Below are 19075 nucleotides of genomic sequence, written 5' to 3' on the forward strand. Positions count from 1 at the left end.
GCTCTCAATTCGAGACAATTTTTTTCAATGCGACCAACGTCGTAAAAGGACGATGAATGCCATTTCGCCTGCGTGTGGACGGGCTGGGCGCCAGCCGCGGCGAAGACCCGATCTTCCGGGAGATTTCCCTGCTTCTGGAGGCCGGCGGCGCACTGCTGGTCACCGGTCGGAACGGCACCGGAAAGTCCACCTTCCTGCGAACGCTCGCCGGTCTTCATCCGGCCGACAGCGGCACGATCCTCATCGAGGGGGGCACGGATCCGACGGTGCCGGTGCGCGAATCACTCCATTATCTCGGCCATCGAAACGCGATGAAACGCGACCTGACCGTCGCGGAAAACCTCCTGTTCTGGTCGCGGTTCACGCAGGCGACCGATGAGGTGGCAGAGCGCATCGATGCGACCGGCAAAACGGTTCAGGCCCTTGAGGCGGTCGGTCTCGGCGGTCTCGGGGGTCTGCCGTTCGGTTATCTCTCGGCCGGGCAGCAGCGCCGCGCGGCCCTTGCCCGGCTTCTCGTCGCGCACCGCCCGGTCTGGCTCATGGACGAACCGACGGCGGCCCTCGACACGGCGAGCGAACGGATGGTGGAGGCGCTGATCGCCGGACATCGGGCCACCGGCGGCATCGTCATCGCCGCCACGCACCAGGCGCTTGATGTGCCGGGGGCGCAGATGCTGACCATGGCCGGCTTCGCGGTGCCGGCATGAGGATCGGTCGCTGCTGTCCACCCGTCCTGCCTGTTCCGGGGTGCGGGCCATGACGGCGCTCTTTCTGCGTGATCTGAAGCTTGCGACGCGGGCCGGCGGCGGTGCGCTGACCGGCATCCTGTTCTTCCTCGCGGTCGTCGCCGTCGTGCCCTTCGGGCTCGGGCCGGACCTGAAGCTCCTGGCGCGCGTCGGGCCGGCCATGCTGTGGATCGGCGCGCTGCTCGCCTCGCTGCTCGGGCTCGAACGCCTGTTCCAGGCCGAGCGCGAAGACGGGGCTCTCGACGTGATGCTGATGCAGGAGACGCCGCTGGTGTTCACCGTCTTCATCAAGTGCCTTGCCCATTGGACGGCGTCCGGCCTGCCGCTCGTGCTCGTCTCGCCGCTGCTCGGCCTCTTCCTCAACATGGAGCCGCAGGCGATCGGCGCGACGATGCTGACGCTGCTTGCGGGCACGCCGGCGATCACGCTGATCGGCGCGATGGGCGCTGCGGTTGCCGTCGCCCTGCCGCGCGGCGGGCTTCTGGTGTCCATCCTCGTGCTGCCGCTCGTCGTTCCCGTGCTCATCTTCGGCGTCAGCGCGGCCTATGCCGCCGTCGAAGACCCCGCGCCCTTCCTGCCGCCGTTCCTGATCCTGATCGCCATCACCCTGTTCTTCGCCGTCATCGGCCCGGCGGCGGCGGCCGTCGCCCTGCGCGCCGCCTCGGAATGACGCAAAGGTGACCATCCCCTGTGCCGTGAGCTTCATTGAAGAGACCTATCGAACTTGGTAGAGAGAGCGCATGTCTGACAGAAGCCTTGCCATTCGCAGCTTTACCGATCTTGCCAATCCGACGCGCTTCGTCGCACTGGCCGGGCGGCTGCTGCCCTGGCTTGCAGGCCTGACGGCCGTGCTCTTTGCCGTCGGGTTGACGCTCTGTTTCACCACCGCCGCCGACTATCAGCAGGGCGAGACGGTGCGGATCATGTATATCCACGTACCCGCCGCCTGGTTGTCGATGATGGGCTATTCGGTGATGGCGGCGTCCGCCCTCGGCACGCTCGTCTGGCGCCACCCGCTGGCCGACGTCGCGGCGAAATGCGCGGCCCCGATCGGCGCGGGCTTCACGGCGCTGGCCCTCATCACCGGCTCGCTCTGGGGCAAGCCGATGTGGGGGACCTGGTGGGTGTGGGACGCGCGGCTGACCTCCGTCTTCATCCTGTTCCTGATGTATCTCGGCCTGATCGCGCTCAACCGCGCCATGGACGATGCCAGCCGGGCGGCGAAGGTCTCGGCCGTGCTCATCCTCGTCGGCTTCGTCAACATTCCGATCATCAAGTTCTCGGTCGACTGGTGGAACACGCTGCACCAGCCGGCCAGCGTGATGCGTCTCGGCGGTTCGGCGATCGATCCGGAATTCCTGCGCCCCCTGCTCGTCATGGCGCTCGCTTTCACCTGCCTGTTCTTCACGCTGCATCTGGCGGCCATGCGCACGGAAATCTGGCGGCGGCGGATCGCGGCCATGCGCCGGCAGGCGGCACGCGGGGCGGCGTCCGCATGAGCGCGCATCTGGCCTATGTCGCTGCCAGCTATGGCGCGGCACTGTTCATCAGCGCCGGTCTCATCGGTTGGGTCGTGCTCGACGCGCGTGCACGGCGGCGCGAATTGAAGGCGCTGGAGGATGCCGGCATCCGCCGCCGCTCGGCCGGCGGAGGTGCGCCGTGAGCGAACTGCCGGAGCGCCGCGGCACGGCGAAGGGGCGGATCGCGCTTGCGCTTCTGCCGCTCACCATCTTTGCCTGTCTGGCCGCCATGTTCTGGAGCCAGCTCGATTCCGGTCGCGATATCAGCGAGATCCCGTCCGCGCTGATCGGCACGACAGCGCCGTCGCTGGCGCTTCCGCCTCTGGAAGGCGCGACGTTGAAGGACGTCCCCATGCCGGCGCTGACCGATGCGGCGGTCAAGGGCAGGCTGACGCTCGTCAATGTCTGGGCGTCGTGGTGCGTGCCCTGCCGCGCGGAAAATCCGATCATGCTGGCTCTGGCGAGGGACCCGCGCCTGCAGATCGTCGGCATCAACTACAAGGACCAGACGGACAACGCACTGCGGTTCCTCGGTGAGCTCGGCAATCCCTTCTCCGCCGTCGGCGTCGATCCGCGCGGCCGCGCCGCGATCGACTGGGGCGTCTATGGCATTCCGGAATCCTACCTCGTCGGCCCCGACGGCACGATCCTCTACAAGCGCGTCGGCCCCTTCGACGATCGCAGCCTCAGTGAAGGCCTGATGCCGGCTATCGAGAAGGCCTCGGGCGGCTCGTAAGCGTCAGAGCGCGCCCTGCCAGGCCTTGACCGCGTCCAGCGGCCAGACGAGCATCAGCACGTTGAGCGTCAGGTTGTCGCGGATCAGCCAGCCGGTGAAGAGTTCGAAGACGATGGCGAGGACGATCGTGACGGCGACGGGCAGGCGGGCGGCGGCGAGAAAGCCGAGCCCCATGAAGACGGTGTCCATGGCCGAGTTCAGCACGCTGTCGCCGACATAGTTCAGCGAGACGGTCGCGGAGCGATAGCGCTCGATGATGATGGGCGAGTTTTCGAGCAACTCCCAGCCCGCCTCGATGACGGTCGCGACGAACAGCCGGGCCATGAGCGGCTTTCCCGGAAACAGCCAGCGGGTCAGCGCATAGAACAGGAAGCCGTGAATGATGTGGGAGGGCGTGTACCAGTCGGCAAGGTGCTGGGAATTTCCGGGACTGTTGACCACGGGTTCGAACAGCTTGACGAACCCGCAGGTGCAGATCGGCGTCCGCCCCATGAAAAGCTCCACGGACACCTGAAACGCGAGCACGGCAAGGCAGGCGCCGATCCAGAGAAGGGTGCGGCTTTTGGGCAGGGCCTCGACCGGGGGAACGGCGGTCATGGCTTGTCGGATGCGGTTTCGACGGAATGGCGCAGGATCAGCGGCATCTGCGCCATGGTGAAGAGGATGGTGATCGGCATGGTGCCCCAGACCTTGAACGCCACCCAGAAATCGTCGGCGGCCTGCGCATCCGGCGCATACCAGACGGCGGCACCGCGCCAGACCACCTCGTTGAGGACGGCCAGGAACAGGAAGAAGATGCCCCAGCGCAGCGTCAGCTTGCGCCAGCCGGCCGCGTCCAGCTGAAAGGCGGCGTTGAAGACGTGGCCGAGCAGCGACTTGCCGAAGAACAGGCCGCCCAGAAGCACCGCGCCGAACAGCGTGTTGACGATGGTCGGCTTCATCTTGATGAAGGTGTCGTTCTGCAGCCAGATCGACAGCGAGCCGAACACCACGACGACGATGCCCGAGACGAAGGGCATGACCGGGAGATGGCCGAGCACGATCTTGGAGACGACCAGCGAGATCACCGTTGCCGCCATGAAGAGGCCGGTGGCGATGAACAGCGGTCCACCGAGTTCGGTCAGAACCGGAAAGGTCTCGGCAAGCCAGGGTCCGCGCAGATTGGCGAAGAAGAAGACCAGCAGGGGGCCGAGTTCCAGCGCGAGCTTGAGGCCCGGATGGTGTCGCTCGGCCGGTGTCGGCGTGACGTCGGTGTCTACGGGCCGTTCGGTCTTCATCGTCTCTGCCTTGTGGTCTTCGGGTGATGTGCGTGTGATGTGGCCGCAGACGGCGGCGGAATTTCGGCGGAGAAGCGCGTCTACTCCGCGATCCCGGCGATCGCTTCGGCGAAATCCTGCGCCTCGAACGGTTCGAGATCGTCGATGCCCTCGCCGACGCCGATGAAGTAGACCGGCAGCTTGTGCTTGGCAGAGATGGCGACGAGGATGCCGCCGCGCGCGGTACCGTCCAGCTTGGTCATGATCAGGCCGTTGACGCCGGCGACATTGCGGAAGATCTCGACCTGATTGAGCGCATTCTGCCCGGTGGTCGCGTCCAGCGTCTGCAGCACGGTTTGCGGCGCGTCGGGATCGAGCTTGCCGAGCACGCGGACGATCTTTTCAAGCTCGGCCATCAGCTCCGTGCGATTCTGGAGGCGGCCGGCGGTGTCGATAATCAGCACGTCGCTCTTCTGGCGGCGCGCCTCCTCGAAGGCTTCATAGGCCAAGCCGGCTGCGTCCGCGCCGAGCTTGGAGGAGACGATGTGGCTGTTCGTGCGGTCTGCCCAGATCTTCAGCTGCTCGATGGCGGCGGCGCGGAAGGTATCGCCGGCGGCGAGCATCACCTTCAGGCCCGCGCCGGAGAGCTTTGCCGCAAGCTTGCCGATGGTCGTCGTCTTGCCGGTGCCGTTGACGCCGACGACGAGGATGACATGGGGACGATGGTTGAGGTCGAGCTGCAGCGGCTTGGCGACGGGGGCGAGGACCTTGGTGATCTCGTTGGCCATGATGCGCGAGACATCCGCGCCGGACACATCGCGGCCGTAGCGCTCGGAGGCGAGCGTGTCGGTGATGCGCAGCGCGGTCTCGACGCCGAGGTCGGCCTGGATCAGGAGGTCTTCCAGCTCTTCGAGCGTCGCGTCGTCCAGCTTGCGCTTGGTGAAGAGCGCGGTGATCTGGCCGGTGAGCTGCGAGGAGGTGCGCGACAGGCCGGCGCGCAGGCGCTGGAACCAGGTCAGGCGCTCCGTCTCGGGGGCGGCTTCCGGTTCTAGGGCCGGACCCGTGGCAAAGCCTGCGGGCAAGGCGGAGAGGTCGCGCCGACGGTCGAGATCGGCGGTCGGGCTTTCGCCGGGAGCAAGCGCTGCCTCCGCTTCGAGCAGCGACAGGGGCACGATGCCGAGATCGCCGATCTCTTCGGCAGCCGGAAGCGGGAGCAGCGGCTCGTCGTTTTCGTCCGCGTCGTCTTCAGAAGCATCGTCATCGGCGGCAGGGCCTCCGGCCGTGGCGATCTCCTCGGCGAGAACAGGATCGTCGGCCACGGGCAGGGCAGCGTCTGCGATGGCATCGGAGGGATCGGACGGTTCGAACGCCTTGGCATCTTCTGCCGCGGGGGTCGGGATCTGGGGTGCGCTTTCCACGGTCGGGGCGGCATCCGGCGCACGCGCGTCCGCGGGCGGGGCGGCCGGTGTTTCCGGCGGCACCTGGTCGAATGTGAAGACCCTTTTGAGGAAGTCGAACGCCATCTTATATCCTGAAACCTGTAGGGCCGCTCATATCCACGCGGCCTGTCTTTCGGCGGTGGCGATGGAGAGGTTCTTGCCATCGTGGCCCGTGATCGTCGTCGCGACCAGCGAGCGGGGCTCGAGCCCCGGTGTCGCGACGCGGGTGAAATTTTCCGTATGGCCGGCGCCGTTGCTCTCCACCAGCACGGTCTGCGCGGTGCCGACCATGGAGGCCAGATGACGGCGCGCGAGGTCCTCGCCGATCGCGCGCAGGCGCGCGGCGCGCTCCCGTATGAGGAGAGGATCGTGCTGCGGCATGCGGGCGGCGGGCGTGCCTTCGCGCGGGCTGTAGGGGAAGACGTGCAGGCTGGCGATGTCGGCTTCCTGCGCCAGCGTCCCCGCCTGGGCGAACATCTCTTCCGTCTCGGTCGGAAAGCCGGCGATCATATCGGCGCCGAAGGCGATGCCGGGGCGCAGGCGACGGGCCTCGTTGATGAAGGCGAGCGCGTCGGCGCGCGAATGCCGCCGCTTCATCCGCTTGAGGATCATGTCGTCGCCATGCTGCAGCGAGAGATGCAGATGCGGCATGAAGCGCGGCTCGTCGGCGATGAGGTCGATCAGGTGCCGGTCGGCCTCGATGCTGTCGATGGAGGAGAGGCGCAGGCGGGCAAGCTCCGGCACCTGCTTCAGGAGCGTCCTGGCGAGCAGGCCGAGCGTCGGCGTGCCGGGCAGGTCGCCGCCATAGCTGGTGGCATCGACGCCGGTCAGCACGATCTCGCGGTAGCCGTTCTCCACCAGCATGCGGGCCTGATCGACCACCGCGCCCATCGGCACCGAGCGGGAATTGCCGCGGCCATAGGGGATGATACAGAAGGTGCAGCGATGGTCGCAGCCGTTCTGCACCTGCACGAAGGCGCGCACATGGCCCTCGATCATCCGCACCATCTGCGGCGCGGTTTCGCGCACGCTCATGATGTCGTTGACGCGCAGCTTCTCCTCGCCGGCAACGCCGAAATCCGGCAAGGCGCGATAGGCGCTGCTGACCAGCTTTTCCGCATTGCCGAGAACGGCGTCCACCTCGGGCATGGCGGCGAAGGTGCCGGCCTCGGTCTGGGCGGCACAGCCGGTGACGATGATGCGGGCGTCCGGATGCGCGCGCCGTGCGCGGCGGATCGCCTTGCGCGCCTGGCGCACGGCCTCGCCGGTGACCGCGCAGGTGTTGACCAGCACGGCATTGTTCAGGCCGGCCTTTTCGGCCGCCCCGCGCATCACTTCGGATTCATAGGTGTTGAGGCGGCAGCCGAAGGTGATGATCTCGACGCCGCTCACTCTGCCTGCGCCCCTATCGCCTGCGCCACTATCGCCTGTGCCTCCGCATTGACGGGTTCCAGATACCGTGTGAAGGCGCCCGTCAGCGGATCGACGCGGCCGGACCACTCCCAGGCGGCAGGGCCCGTCATGACGACATGATCGTCGCGCTCGCGCCAGTCGATGGTCAGCACGCCCTTGGGAACGGCGCTGGCGACGGTCACCGCCACCTTGCGGCCGGTGCGCCCCGTGCGGGCGCCGCTGACGGCGGCGGCGCAGGCGGCAGAGCCGCAGGCGAGCGTCAGCCCGGCGCCGCGTTCCCATGTGCGGGTCGTCATGGCGCCTTGCGATGTCACCTCCGCAAGCGTGATATTGGCGCGCTCGGGAAACATCGGGTGGTTTTCGAGCAGCGGACCGAAGCGCGCGAGATCGTAGGACATGACGTCGCGATCCACCCAGAAGATCGCATGCGGATTGCCCATCGACATGACGGAGGGCGAATGCAGCACGGGATCGTCGATCGGGCCGATCTGCAGCTCGATGCGGCTCGTGTCGTGGAAGTCTTCGGCAAGGGGAATGCGGTTCCAGTCGAACACCGGCTTGCCCATGTCGACGGAAATCGTGCCGTCGGCATGTTCCTCGGCATTGAGGACGCCGGCGACCGTGTGGAAGGTGAAGGTCTTGCGGCCGGTTTCCGCCGCCAGCGCCTGCACCACGCAGCGCGTGCCGTTGCCGCAGGCCTGCGCCTTGGTGCCGTCGCAGTTCAGAATGTCGATCCAGGCGTCGGTTCCCGCGGCCTTCGGGTCATGGATGGCCATGATCTGGTCGAAGCGCGTCTGCGGGTCGGCATTGAGCGCGATGGCGGCGGCCGGGGTCACGGCATCGCTCCGGCCGCGCATGTCCACGACCAGGATGGCATTGCCAAGCCCGTTCATCCTTGCGAATTCGACCGTCGTGTCCATGCCTGTCCATACCTTGCGCAAAGGCCTTGCGAGAGGGCGTATATGGCGGAAAACAGCCGGGATTACCAGAGGGCGGGATCTGCGCAGGATTGCCGTCAGCGGCGCGCGGCGACACCCTCGGCGATCACGCAGAGCAGCTCGAACAGGATGGTCGCGCCGGCCAGCGCCGTCATGCCGGCGACATCGAAAGGCGGGGCGACCTCCACGACGTCGGCCCCGACGATCCGCACGCCCGCGAGTTCCCGCACCAGCGCCTGCGCCTCGCGCGTGGTAAAGCCGCCGATCTCGGGCGTTCCGGTTCCCGGCGCCATGGACGGGTCGATGCAGTCGATGTCGAAGCTCACATAAGTCCGCCCGTCCCCGGCAATGCCGCGGGCCTCCGCCATGACGTCGGCGATGCCGCGCCGGGTGCATTCCTCCATATAGATGACGCGGATGCCCTGCGCGCGCGCCCAGTCGTGCTCGTCGGTCGCGTAGATCGAGCCGCGAATGCCGATCTGCACCGTGCGTTTGGGATCGAGCAGGCCTTCCTCGATCGCGCGGCGGAAGGGCGTGCCGTGGGTATAGGGATTGCCGCCGAAATACGTGTCGTTGGTGTCGGAATGGGCGTCGAAATGGATCATGCCGACCGGGCCGCCGGCCGCCACGGCGCGCATCACCGGCAGCGTCGTCAGGTGATCGCCGCCGACGGACAGCGGAATGGCACCTGCGTCCACGATGGCGCGCATCCCGGTCTCGATCCGCTTCAACCCGTCGAGAAGATCGATCGGATTGACGCTGAGATCGCCGACATCGGCGACATTGGCGAGGCTGAACGGCTCGGTCAGCGTGACGTGGTGGACGCGCCGCATCAGGCTCGACTGGTTGCGCACCTCGCGCGGCCCATGGCGGGCGCCGGCCCGGTTGGTGGTGCCGCCATCCCAGGGAATGCCGACGAGCGCGATGTCAAGGCCGGTGGCGTCGGCAACGGCGGGCAGCCGCATGAAGGTGGAGTGGCCGGCAAAGCGCGGGACTTCGGCGGCGTCCACCGGCTGGTGAAAGGGGGTGGTCATGCGGGGGTCCTTTGTGCGGATACGTCCTGGGGCACGTCGAACACTTCGCCGGCGTGAAGCGGGCGGACGCGGACGGGGTCGATATCGTGTTTCTGAAGCGCTGCGACCAGCGCCTTTTCCGGCGCGTCCATCGCCTCGTCGGTCAGCTGGATGGTCGCGAAGTGATGGCCGACGACAGAGGCGGCGTTCGCAAGGCGCATGCCTTGAACGGCTTCGTCGGGGTTCTGGTGCTGCCCTTTCATGAACCAGCGCGGCTCGTAGGCGCCGATCGGCAGGATGGCGAGACGGAAGCTGCCGTATTTCTCGCCCGCTGCCCGATAGTTGATGCCGTCATGGAAGCCCGTGTCGCCGACATGGTAGATCCGACCCGCCGGCGTCGAGAGGACGAAGGCCGCCCAGAGCGCCTTTCGCCGGTCTCCGAGCCCCCGCGCCGACCAGTGATGCGCTGGCTCGCAATGGATCTTGACGCCCTCCGCGACATCGAGCGCATCGCCCCAGTCCATCAGCGCGATGCGCGCATCGGGCGCCACCTTGCGGATGAAGACGTCGTTGCCGAGCGGCGTCACGAAGGTCGGCTTGTGCGCTTCCTCGAGACTTGCGATCGTCGGCTGGTCCAGATGGTCGTAATGGTTGTGGCTGATCAGCACGACATCGATGCGGGGCAGGTCCTCGATGCGGATGCCGGGCGGCGAGACGCGGCGCGGGCCGGCGAAGGAGACGGGGCTTGCGCGCTCCGACCAGACGGGATCGGTCAGGATGTTGAGGCCGGCCACCTGGATCAGCATGGAGGCGTGGCCGACCATGGTGACGCGCAGGGCCTGCCCGTTGACCGCCGCGTCCGGCTTGACCACGGTCGCGCGGGGATCGGGCGTCTCCGGCCAGGTCGCCTTTTGCCCGTTGAACCGCCAGCGCAGCAGGTCGCCGAAGCCGTTCGGCTCGACGCCGCCGGGGTTGAAGAAACGCGTGCCGTCGAAATGATCGCTGACGGGGCCTTTGTAGTAGCGGTTGGCGGCCATGCTGCTCCTTGCGGTGATCCCGCCGGACACGGCGACCAGGGCGCCGGCCAGCGACCATTTGAAGAATGTGCGGCGTTTCATGCCTGTCTCCGTGAAAGAGCCGTCTCACCGTTCCGATGTAAGCGGCGCTTGACGCGGCGGATGATGGCGGCTTTTTCGTGCCGGCGCCATCGGAAAGCGTCGGCATCGCAGCCCCAATGGGCGCGCCGCAGACCGGAGGATGGCGCTGAGCCTTGACTTTCCGGGCGGTTTGCTGTTTACCGCGCTCCATCTGCGACGAGACACGACTCCGAGCCGCCGACCGGGACCCTTGTCAGGTATAAACGTTCCCGGAGGTCAACACCCGACAGCGCGATGCGCCCTCGGGTGCCGTTCGGCTTTGCGTCTTGTTCAAAACGACCCGGAACCCACGTTTGCGGCACATGCTCGCAGACGAAAAGGAAGAGCCGATGTTTGAAAGCCTCCAGGACCGCCTTGGTTCGATCCTCAACGGATTGACTGGACGCGGTGCGCTGTCGGAAGCCGATGTTTCGGCGGCCCTGCGCGAGGTTCGCCGTGCGCTGCTGGAAGCCGACGTGGCGCTGGAAGTCGTGCGGTCCTTCACCGACCGCGTGCGCGAAAAGGCCGTCGGCGCGAACGTGCTGAAATCGATCAAGCCCGGGCAGATGGTCGTCAAGATCGTCCATGACGAGCTGGTCGAGATGCTGGGCGCCACCGGCGTTTCCATCGACCTCAATGCGCCCGCCCCCGTCGTCATCATGATGGTCGGCCTTCAGGGCTCGGGCAAGACCACGACCTCGGGCAAGATCGCCCACCGGCTGCACGCGCGCGACAAGAAGAAGGTCCTGATGGCCTCGCTCGACACGCGCCGGCCGGCCGCCCAGGAGCAGCTGCGCCAGCTCGGGGTTCAGGCGGGCATCGACACGCTGCCGGTCATCGCCGGGCAGTCGCCGACCGATATCGCCGCGCGTGCCGTGCAGGCTGCCAAGCTCGGCGGCCACGACGTCGTCATCCTCGACACCGCTGGCCGCACGCATATCGACGAGCCGCTGATGATCGAGATGGCCGAGATCAAGCGGCGCTCGAACCCGCATGAGATCCTGCTGGTCGCCGATGCGCTGACCGGTCAGGACGCCGTCAATCTCGCCCGCAACTTCGACGAACGCGTCGGCATCACCGGCCTCGTGCTGACCCGCATGGACGGCGACGGCCGCGGCGGCGCGGCGCTGTCCATGCGTGCCGTCACCGGCAAGCCGATCAAGCTGATCGGCGTCGGCGAGAAGATGTCGGAGCTCGACGAGTTCCATCCGCGCCGCGTCGCCGACCGCATCCTCGGTATGGGCGACATCGTTTCGCTGGTCGAGAAGGCTGCCGAGAACATCGATGCCGAGAAGGCGGCGGCGATGGCCGCCAAGATGAAGTCGGGCAAGTTCGACCTCAACGATCTCGCCGACCAGCTGTCGCAGATGCAGAAGATGGGCGGCATGGGCGGCATCATGGGCATGATGCCCGGCATGTCCGGCATGAAGGACAAGATGGCGGCAGCCGGTCTCGACGACCGCATGTTCAAGCGCCAGATGGCGATCATCTCGTCCATGACCAAGGCCGAGCGCGCCAATCCCGACCTTCTCAAGCATTCCCGCAAGAAGCGCATCGCGGCCGGCTCCGGCACGGATGCCTCCGACATCAACAAGCTGCTCAAGATGCACCGCCAGATGGCCGACATGATGAAGGCCATGGGCGGCAAGAAGGGCGGCGGCATGATGAAGCAGATGATGGGCGGCCTTGCCGGCAAGATGGGTCTGGGCGGCATGGGCGGCGGTATGGGCGGCATGCCCGACCTGTCGAGCCTCGATCCCAAGCAACTGGAAGCGCTGCAGAAGCAGGCGGAAGCGGCCGGCCTCGGCAAGGGCATGCCGGGTGGCATGGGAGGACTTCCGGGCCTTGGCGGTGGCAAGCTGCCCGGTCTCGGCGGCGGTTTCCCGGGCCTGCCCGGCCTGCCGAAGAAGAAGTGAGGTCTCCATGAGCATCGACCCTTCTCTCGCGCACGAGCTGTCCGGCTATCGCCAGTCGATCGACAATATCGATGCGGCGCTGGTGCATATGCTGGCCGAGCGGTTCCGCTGCACGAAGGCCGTGGGCGTTCTCAAGGCCCTCCACGATTTGCCGCCGGCCGACCCGGCGCGCGAGGAATACCAGATCGAACGTCTGCGCCGCCTGGCAAAGGACGCTCACCTGGACCCGGATTTCGCCGAGAAGTTCCTGAACTTCATCATCAAGGAAGTCATCCGGCATCACGAAGACATCGCCGCCGATCTGAAGGATTGACGGTCTCTCCCTACCCCTCAGGCCGCATCCGCGGCACGCCAACATTCAAGGAGTTATTGACATGGCACTGAAAATTCGTCTCGCCCGCGGCGGTTCCAAGAAGCGTCCGTTCTACCAGGTTGTCATCGCCGACGCCCGTTCGCCCCGCGACGGCCGCTTCCTCGAAAAGGTCGGTTCCTGGAACCCGATGCTTGCCAAGGACGATGCCAAGCGCGTCGAACTGAACAACGAGCGCATCCAGCATTGGCTCGACCACGGCGCCCTGCCGACCGACCGCGTGCTGCGCTTCCTCAGCGAAGCCGGCATCGTCACGCGCGAAGCCCGCAGCAACCCGACCAAGGGCAAGCCCGGCAAGAAGGCGACCGAGCGCGCCGCCGAAGCCAAGCAGAAGGCCGAAGACGCCGCTGCCGCTGCCGCCGAGTAATCGGACCTATCGCATCTTCGGGACCGGGCGGCATTTTCATGCCGCCCGTTTTCGTTTATGGGGTCGCGCGACCGACAGACATCCCGGAACGCACTTTCAAGAACGGTTCATCGATGAGCAAGCTGAAAAACCCTGTCCTGATGGGCACGATCGGCGGCGCGCAAGGCTTGCGCGGCGAAGTCCGCGTGAAGAGCTTTGCCGAGGAGCCGACGGCGCTGGGCGACTATGGCCATCTGCACAGCGAGGACGGGCGCGTCTTCGAGGTGCTGGAGGTGCGCGACAACAAGAACGTCGTCGTGGTCCGCTTCCGCGGCATCAACGACCGGACGGCGGCAGAGGCGCTGAACGGGCTGGAGCTGTTCATCGAGCGGGAAAACCTGCCGGACGACGATCTCGACGAGGATGAATTCTTCTATGCCGATCTCGAGGGGCTTGAGGCGAAGGACGCCGAGGGCAAGAGCTATGGCGTCGTGACCGGCGTGTTCGATTTCGGTGCCGGCGATCTCCTGGAACTGAAGGGCCCCGGCCGGCGGCCGGTGCTCATTCCCTTTTCCGAATTTTCCGTGCTCGAAATCGATCTCGAAGGCGGTACGATGCTGGTCGATCCCGTGGCGGCCGGCCTCGTGGATGACAAGGACGATCCGTCCGGTCCGTTCGACCCGAACGCGTCGGGAGAATGAGCGCCGCCATGGCGTTCCGGGCCACTATTCTGACGCTCTATCCGGAGATGTTTCCGGGACATCTCGGCCATTCCCTGGCCGGGCGCGCGCTGGAGCGTGGGCAATGGTCGCTGGACGCCGTGCAGATCCGGGACTTTGCCGAGGACCGGCATCGCACGGTGGACGACACTCCGGCGGGCGGCGGCGCGGGCATGGTGCTGCGGGCGGATATTCTCGGACGCGCGATCGACCGGGTGTCGGCCGAGGATGAGCCCGGCGCCCTGCGCCCGCGGCTCCTGATGAGCCCGCGCGGCCGGCCGCTGAGCCAAGCGCGGGTTCGGGAGATCGCGTCCGGGCCGGGCGCCGTCATCGTCTGCGGACGGTTCGAGGGCGTGGACCAGCGGGTCATCGATGCGCGCGCGCTCGAGGAGGTCTCGATCGGCGATTACATTCTCTCCGGCGGCGAGCCCGCGGCGCTGACGCTGCTCGATGCCGTGGTGCGGATCCTGCCGGGCGTCATGGGCAATGCGCTCTCGGGCGTGCACGAAAGTTTCGAGGGCGGGCTGCTGGAGCATCCGCACTACACGCGGCCGCAGGTCTTCGAGGGACGGGAAATCCCCGCCGTGCTGACCTCCGGCAATCACGGCGCGATCGAACGCTGGCGGCGGGCGGAGGCCGAGCGGATCACGCGGGAGCGCCGGCCCGATCTCCTGTCACAATCTTCTCCGCCTCAGCCCGTGACGAAATAGTAGAAGGCAAGCAGCAGGCCGACCGCGACGACGAAGGCGCGGATGATCGCCTGCGGGATGCGGCGGGCAAGCCAGACGCCGCTATAGCCGCCGAGCGCCCCGCCGGGGATCATCACCGCCGCCTCCAGCCAGGAGACCACGCCGCCGACGGTGAAGACCGCGACCGCGATAGCGGCGATGACCAGGGCGAGCAGGTTCTTCAGCGCGTTGATCCGGTGGTAACCGCCGCCGGCCGTCAGCCCCAGCACGGCGAGCATCATGATGCCCATGCCGGCCCCGAAGAAGCCGCCATAGACCGAGGTCGCGAACTGTCCGAGGAGGCCGAGCACGCCGAGCGGCGCGCCCGCCTCGCGGGATTTCGGACGCAGCAGCGGCCCGGCCGCAAAGATCGCCGTCGCGCCCAGGAGCAGCCAGGGTACCAGCGCCCGAAACGACGGATTGGACAGCATCAGCAGAATGCCGGCGCCGATCAGGCCGCCGACCGCCGAGAGAAGCCCCAGCATGACCGCCAACCGCCGGTCGGCCAGAATCTCGCGGCGATAGGCGAGGGCGGATGTGATGTAGCCGGGAAACTGCACGATGGAGGAGGTCGCATTGGCGACGATCGGCGGCAGGCCCGTCAGCGTCATCGCCCCGAAGGTGAGAAACGTGCCGCCACCGGCCACCGCATTGACGGCGCTCGACAGGAATCCGGCGAGGAACAGGAGAACGGCGGTTGTGATCGGCATCAGCGACTCATCGAAGAAGGGGCGTGTTTTTTGTGGTATAGGGCATGTGCTCAAACGCAAGGGCAGATGTCGATCCGGAGATTGCCGACATGCCGTGCCCGAACGACCCTTGGCGTCTCCGACACGTCGCGACACAGGACAGGCAGCGCCTGCGCGCACTGCTTGACGACTATCTGCAAGAGCTGTCCGCCTTCGGTCCCGTCGATACCGCCTATCGCTATTTCGACCTGTACTTCGAGGATGCCGACCGCTCGGCCTACATGATCGACGTCGTCGATGCGGGGGCGTGGACGCCTGCCGGTTTCGCGCTCGTCAACCGCCACGCCTGCTCGGGCTTGCCGGTGGATCATGCGATGGCGGAGTTCTGCGTGCTTCCCGATGTCCGCAGAACGGGCCTCGGTCATCGCGCCGCGGGCCGCATCCTCGCGCTGCATCCGGGCGTCTGGGAGCTCGGCGTGTCGCAATTCAACGCCGCAGCCTGGTCGTTCTGGTGCCGCGTCACCGAGCGCTTCCCCAATGTGGAGACGATTTCGGCGGGCGAGAGGCGCATCCTGCGCTTCGAAAGCCCGGACGGGGAGCGTAGAATCGCATGCGAAGAGGGGTGACAAATCGGCGATCCCGGTGTATAGGCCGCACCGGCTCGGGTTCCTGCCCGTGACCGTCAACAAGGAATGGTGTACCCGCCGTCGCTCTTCACCGGAAGAGTCCTGCCCGGAGGCTTTGCCGAAGGACACCCTGGCGCTCTGACTGTTTGAGAAGAAAGCAAGGTTAAACCGATGAACATCATCCAGCAGCTGGAAGCCGAACAGGCCGCCAAGATCGAAGCCAAGCGTACCCTCCCGGAATTTTCCGCAGGCGACACGCTCCGCGTCAACGTGCGCGTGACGGAAGGTACCCGTACCCGCGTGCAGGCCTATGAAGGCGTCTGCATCGCCCGTTCGGGTGGTGGCATCAACGAAAGCTTCACCGTTCGCAAGATCTCCTACGGCGAAGGCGTCGAGCGCGTGTTCCCGGTCTATTCGCCGATGGTCGAAAGCGTCGAGATCGTTCGCCGCGGTAAGGTCCGTCGTGCCAAGCTCTATTACCTGCGCGATCGTCGCGGCAAGTCGGCGCGTATCGTCGAGAACACCGGCACGCGCGCCCGCAAGCTGAACGACACGGCTCGCCAGTCGGCTGCCGAAGAGAAGGCGCGTCTGGAAGCTGAAAAGGTTGCAGCAGCCCAGGCTCTCGCCGCCGAAAAGGCAGCAGCAGATGCCGCAGCCGCTGAAGCCGCCGCTGCCAAGGCCGCTGAAGACGCCGCCGCTGCAAAGGCTGCCGAAGACGCGAAGTCCGCAGAATAAGATCTTCGGATCGTCCCATGAAAAAAGCCGTCGGAGCGATCCGGCGGCTTTTTTCGTCTGGAGAGGGTCGCGCGGCGGCGCTCAGTCCCTGGTGGCAGGATCCCAGTGCTCGTCCGCCTTGCCGTCCTTGATGCGCCATGTGTCGAACCATGTGGTGGTGTAGCTCTTCGACGGATCCTTCTCGTCCTTCACCTCGCGGACGAAGCCGACGGTGACGAGGTCGCCCTCGGCCGTGACGAAGGCGACCGGCGCCTTGATCTTTTCCGGGATCGGCGAAGGCGTGCGCTTGAGCACCTGCATGAAATAGGCGACCACGCCGTCGCGGCCCGAGGCGGCGTTGGGATTGTGCTGGAGATAGCGCTCGGTCAGATACTGGTCGGCCTTGTCCCAGTGATTGGCTTCCAGGAGATCCCGGATAATGCCGAGGACCACCTGTTTGTTGGCGTTCAGCTGCGGATCGGGGCTGGTGAACAGCGCTTCGGCATCGGGCGCCGCCACCACGGCCTCCTGCGCCTGGGACGGGGCGGCCGTGAGGATCGATCCGAACGAGAGGCAGGCTGCGAGGAGGGTGGGGGCAAGTCGGTGTTTCATGAACATTCCTTGGAGAAGACCGTTTCATCGGGTGAGCGTCGTGGTCCTTGTCGAAAAATCTGTAGGGACAAGCCGGATGATGAGGAAGGAGGCAGGTTTTTCGCCGATAGGGCGCAAAAGAGAACCAAGAGTGGTCGCCGCTCGCCGGCACGGCAACGGTTTTCTTCCAGCAGCGGGAACGGCGATCGGTTCATCCCGCGCACCGGCACCGGCGCTGCGGTCGAAATGTCCTTGCCGCCCGCTCGCCTCTTGCCCTGCCGGGAAGTTTCGTGACAGTCTCGTATGGCACACGCCAGGAGCCCGCCTCATGTTCTTCCGCCGCCACGTTCTCGCCGGTCTGACCCTTCTCGCCCTTTCGCCCCTTCATGCCGTCGCGGCCGATCTTCCGGATCTCGGCGGGCGCGAGATCGTCGTGGTGACGGAAAATGCCTATCCGCCGCTGCAGTTCATCGACCCGAAGACGGGCGTGGCCGCCGGCTGGGAATATGACGCGGTGGGCGAGATCGCCAAGCGGTTGAACGCCAAGGTGACCTATCGCAATACGAGCTGGGACGCGATGATCCAGTCCGTGTCCGACGGCCAGTACGACATGGGCATGACCGGGATCACCATCAAGGAAGACCGCAAGGAGAAGGTGGATTTCTCCGATCCCTATATGCGTTCCGAGCAGTTCATGCTGGTGCGCGGCGACGAGAACCGCTTCACGGACGGCAAGTCCTTCGCCGCGTTCTCCAAGGGTCTGGTCGGCGCCCAGCCGGGCACGACGCCGTTCTATACCGCCATCTACGAGGTGCTCGACGGCAACGAACAGAACGCGCGCGTCAAACTGTTCGAGACCTTCGGTGCGACGGTGCAGGCGTTGAAGACCGGCGACGTCGATGTCGTGCTGACCGACGGCACCGCCGGCAAGGGCTATGTGGAGACGTCGGATGGCGGGCTGAAGCTGATCGGCGGACCCCTCGGCGCCGAGGATTTCGGCTTCATCTTTCCCAAGGGCTCCAAGCTCGTCGCGCCCGTCAACGCCGCCATCGCGGCGCTGAAGGCCGACGGCACGCTGGACACGCTGAACCACAAGTGGTTCGTCGATTTCAAGATGGGCGAATGAGAGACGGCTGACCGGATACGCAGCCCCTCATGCAGCCCATGCCGCCTCGCCCATCCGATCCGTCGCCGCACGTCTCCCCAAGCGAAATCGCAAGCCCGAGTAAAGTATCCGGCCCGAGTAAAATATCCGGCCAGAGCGAGATATCCGGCCCAAGCCTCCGTCCGACGTCCGGCAGGGGCGCGATCTCGCGGGAATTTCCCTGGTGGCTGATCGCGCTGGCCGCGATCGCCGTCGGCCTTGCCGTGCTCATCGCCGTCAACGATCTCTATTCCCGCGTCTTCACCGTCGTTGCCGCCGGCATCGGCGTCACGATCTTCGTGACGATCGTCGGCTTTGCGCTGGCCACCCTCGTCGGGCTGGGCGTGGCGCTGATGGCGCTGTCGCGCCGGCAGGTTCTGCGGCAGGTCGCCCGGTTCTACACCGAGGTGATCCGCGGCATTCCTGTTCTCGTGCTGCTCTTCTACATCGCCTTCGTCGGCACGCCGGCGCTGGTCTGGCTGATCAATCTCGTCCTCACCCCGCTGATTTCGGCCGGAGCGATGGAGCCGGTGCTGGTGCGCGACCTGTCCCTCATGTGGCGGGCGATCATCGCGCTCACCATCGGCTATTCCGCCTTCATCGCCGAGGTCTTTCGCGCCGGCATCCAGTCGGTCGATCGGGGGCAAGTGGAGGCGGCGGAGGCGCTGGGGCTCAACCGGTTCCAGCGGTTCCGGCTGGTCGTGTTTCCGCAGGCGATCCGCACCATCCTGCCGCCGCTCGGCAATGATTTCGTCGCGATGATCAAGGACAGCTCGCTCGTCTCGGTGCTGGGCGTGCAGGACATTACCCAGATGGGCAAGGTCTATGCCTCCGGCTCGTTCCGGTTCTTCGAGACCTATTCCATCGTCGCCTATATCTATCTTCTCCTCACCATCGGCCTGTCGCTGGCGCTGCGGGGTCTGGAGAAGCGGCTGCGGCGCGGCCATCGCGGATAAGGGGTCGCCACCGTGCCGGTGACGGCGTGCTTGACGGCCGCGACACCGCAATCGCGCCTATCGATCCTCTCGCTGGCGA

The 19075-nt window shown here is 66.3% G+C and carries 23 protein-coding genes; 14 read left to right on the forward strand and 9 right to left on the reverse strand.

The annotated features are described in order from the left end of the window. Positions 1 to 56: 56 nt before the first annotated feature. The 5 genes from ccmA to C8J36_RS12415 all read left to right on the forward strand — a co-directional run bounded on the left by ccmA (position 57) and on the right by C8J36_RS12415 (position 3002). Positions 57 to 707: a heme ABC exporter ATP-binding protein CcmA gene (ccmA, locus tag C8J36_RS12395; protein WP_132535281.1), complete on the forward strand. Its 651-nt coding sequence runs from the start codon at positions 57 to 59 to the stop codon at positions 705 to 707. Positions 708 to 756: 49 nt separating this feature from the next. Further along, positions 757 to 1416 carry a heme exporter protein CcmB gene (ccmB, locus tag C8J36_RS12400; protein ID WP_062596334.1) on the forward strand — a complete coding sequence of 220 codons (660 nt, stop codon included), beginning with the start codon at positions 757 to 759 and terminating at the stop codon, positions 1414 to 1416. Positions 1417 to 1486: 70 nt separating this feature from the next. After that, the gene (locus C8J36_RS12405) at positions 1487 to 2245 is read left to right on the forward strand and encodes a heme ABC transporter permease (RefSeq protein WP_132535283.1); all 759 of its coding nucleotides are present in this window, start codon (positions 1487 to 1489) and stop codon (positions 2243 to 2245) included. After that, on the forward strand, positions 2242 to 2409 hold the full coding sequence (gene ccmD, locus C8J36_RS12410; RefSeq protein WP_132535285.1) for a heme exporter protein CcmD: 168 nt from the start codon (positions 2242 to 2244) through the stop codon (positions 2407 to 2409). The genes C8J36_RS12405 and ccmD overlap by 4 nt, the downstream gene beginning before the upstream one ends. Then, complete coding sequence (locus C8J36_RS12415; protein ID WP_132535287.1) at positions 2406 to 3002, forward strand: DsbE family thiol:disulfide interchange protein; 597 nt, start codon at positions 2406 to 2408, stop codon at positions 3000 to 3002. Before ccmD ends, C8J36_RS12415 begins: the two co-directional genes overlap by 4 nt. A 3-nt stretch (positions 3003 to 3005) precedes the next feature. On the opposite strand, the gene C8J36_RS12420 is transcribed toward C8J36_RS12415, so the two are convergent. From C8J36_RS12420 to C8J36_RS12450, 7 genes are all read right to left on the reverse strand, one after another. Next, on the reverse strand, positions 3006 to 3599 hold the full coding sequence (locus C8J36_RS12420; protein WP_132535289.1) for a DUF2585 domain-containing protein: 594 nt from the start codon (positions 3597 to 3599) through the stop codon (positions 3006 to 3008). Then, positions 3596 to 4279: a septation protein A gene (locus C8J36_RS12425; RefSeq protein ID WP_062596330.1), complete on the reverse strand. Its 684-nt coding sequence runs from the start codon at positions 4277 to 4279 to the stop codon at positions 3596 to 3598. The genes C8J36_RS12420 and C8J36_RS12425 overlap by 4 nt, the downstream gene beginning before the upstream one ends. Positions 4280 to 4359: 80 nt before the next feature. Next, positions 4360 to 5781 carry a signal recognition particle-docking protein FtsY gene (ftsY, locus tag C8J36_RS12430; RefSeq protein ID WP_132535291.1) on the reverse strand — a complete coding sequence of 474 codons (1422 nt, stop codon included), beginning with the start codon at positions 5779 to 5781 and terminating at the stop codon, positions 4360 to 4362. Positions 5782 to 5808: 27 nt separating this feature from the next. Then, positions 5809 to 7089, reverse strand: a complete 1281-nt coding sequence (gene mtaB / locus C8J36_RS12435; RefSeq protein WP_132535293.1) for a tRNA (N(6)-L-threonylcarbamoyladenosine(37)-C(2))-methylthiotransferase MtaB — start codon at positions 7087 to 7089, stop codon at positions 5809 to 5811. Continuing rightward, a complete protein-coding gene (gene dapF, locus C8J36_RS12440; RefSeq protein ID WP_132535295.1) occupies positions 7086 to 8030 on the reverse strand; it encodes a diaminopimelate epimerase in 945 nt (314 codons plus the stop codon). The genes mtaB and dapF overlap by 4 nt, the downstream gene beginning before the upstream one ends. Before the next feature lie 95 nt (positions 8031 to 8125). Continuing rightward, positions 8126 to 9082 (reverse strand): agmatinase, encoded by a 957-nt coding sequence (speB, locus tag C8J36_RS12445; RefSeq protein WP_062596326.1) that lies wholly within the window; start codon positions 9080 to 9082, stop codon positions 8126 to 8128. Continuing rightward, a complete protein-coding gene (locus tag C8J36_RS12450; protein ID WP_132535297.1) occupies positions 9079 to 10179 on the reverse strand; it encodes an MBL fold metallo-hydrolase in 1101 nt (366 codons plus the stop codon). The genes speB and C8J36_RS12450 overlap by 4 nt, the downstream gene beginning before the upstream one ends. Positions 10180 to 10547: 368 nt before the next feature. Here C8J36_RS12450 and ffh point away from each other — a divergent pair, with 368 nt between their 5' ends. From ffh to trmD, 5 genes are all read left to right on the forward strand, one after another. Next, the gene (gene ffh / locus C8J36_RS12455) at positions 10548 to 12113 is read left to right on the forward strand and encodes a signal recognition particle protein (protein WP_132535299.1); all 1566 of its coding nucleotides are present in this window, start codon (positions 10548 to 10550) and stop codon (positions 12111 to 12113) included. A gap of 7 nt (positions 12114 to 12120) precedes the next feature. Next, complete coding sequence (locus C8J36_RS12460) at positions 12121 to 12426, forward strand: chorismate mutase (RefSeq protein WP_062596324.1); 306 nt, start codon at positions 12121 to 12123, stop codon at positions 12424 to 12426. A gap of 61 nt (positions 12427 to 12487) precedes the next feature. Next, the gene (gene rpsP, locus C8J36_RS12465) at positions 12488 to 12850 is read left to right on the forward strand and encodes a 30S ribosomal protein S16 (protein WP_062596323.1); all 363 of its coding nucleotides are present in this window, start codon (positions 12488 to 12490) and stop codon (positions 12848 to 12850) included. Between the two features lie 113 nt (positions 12851 to 12963). Further along, the gene (gene rimM, locus C8J36_RS12470) at positions 12964 to 13530 is read left to right on the forward strand and encodes a ribosome maturation factor RimM (protein ID WP_132535301.1); all 567 of its coding nucleotides are present in this window, start codon (positions 12964 to 12966) and stop codon (positions 13528 to 13530) included. A gap of 8 nt (positions 13531 to 13538) precedes the next feature. Next, positions 13539 to 14258, forward strand: a complete 720-nt coding sequence (trmD, locus tag C8J36_RS12475) for a tRNA (guanosine(37)-N1)-methyltransferase TrmD (protein WP_132535303.1) — start codon at positions 13539 to 13541, stop codon at positions 14256 to 14258. Here trmD and C8J36_RS12480 read toward each other — a convergent pair. After that, positions 14240 to 14986, reverse strand: a complete 747-nt coding sequence (locus C8J36_RS12480; RefSeq protein WP_132535305.1) for a sulfite exporter TauE/SafE family protein — start codon at positions 14984 to 14986, stop codon at positions 14240 to 14242. The genes trmD and C8J36_RS12480 overlap by 19 nt on opposite strands. Positions 14987 to 15075: 89 nt before the next feature. On the opposite strand from C8J36_RS12480, the gene C8J36_RS12485 reads away from it, so the two are divergent. After that, positions 15076 to 15591 (forward strand): acetyltransferase, encoded by a 516-nt coding sequence (locus tag C8J36_RS12485; protein ID WP_132535307.1) that lies wholly within the window; start codon positions 15076 to 15078, stop codon positions 15589 to 15591. Positions 15592 to 15762: 171 nt separating this feature from the next. Beyond that, complete coding sequence (gene rplS / locus C8J36_RS12490) at positions 15763 to 16326, forward strand: 50S ribosomal protein L19 (protein ID WP_062596319.1); 564 nt, start codon at positions 15763 to 15765, stop codon at positions 16324 to 16326. Between the two features lie 81 nt (positions 16327 to 16407). Here rplS and C8J36_RS12495 read toward each other — a convergent pair whose 3' ends face one another. After that, complete coding sequence (locus C8J36_RS12495) at positions 16408 to 16917, reverse strand: nuclear transport factor 2 family protein (protein WP_132535309.1); 510 nt, start codon at positions 16915 to 16917, stop codon at positions 16408 to 16410. A gap of 307 nt (positions 16918 to 17224) precedes the next feature. On the opposite strand from C8J36_RS12495, the gene C8J36_RS12500 reads away from it, so the two are divergent. Both C8J36_RS12500 and C8J36_RS12505 read left to right on the forward strand, forming a co-directional pair. Then, positions 17225 to 18022 (forward strand): transporter substrate-binding domain-containing protein, encoded by a 798-nt coding sequence (locus C8J36_RS12500; protein ID WP_132535311.1) that lies wholly within the window; start codon positions 17225 to 17227, stop codon positions 18020 to 18022. Positions 18023 to 18051: 29 nt separating this feature from the next. Then, complete coding sequence (locus C8J36_RS12505; RefSeq protein WP_245506540.1) at positions 18052 to 18996, forward strand: amino acid ABC transporter permease; 945 nt, start codon at positions 18052 to 18054, stop codon at positions 18994 to 18996. The last annotated feature ends 79 nt before the right edge of the window (positions 18997 to 19075 follow it).

Source organism: Rhizobium sp. PP-F2F-G48 (assembly GCF_004342335.1).
GTDB lineage: Bacteria > Pseudomonadota > Alphaproteobacteria > Rhizobiales > Rhizobiaceae > Ferranicluibacter.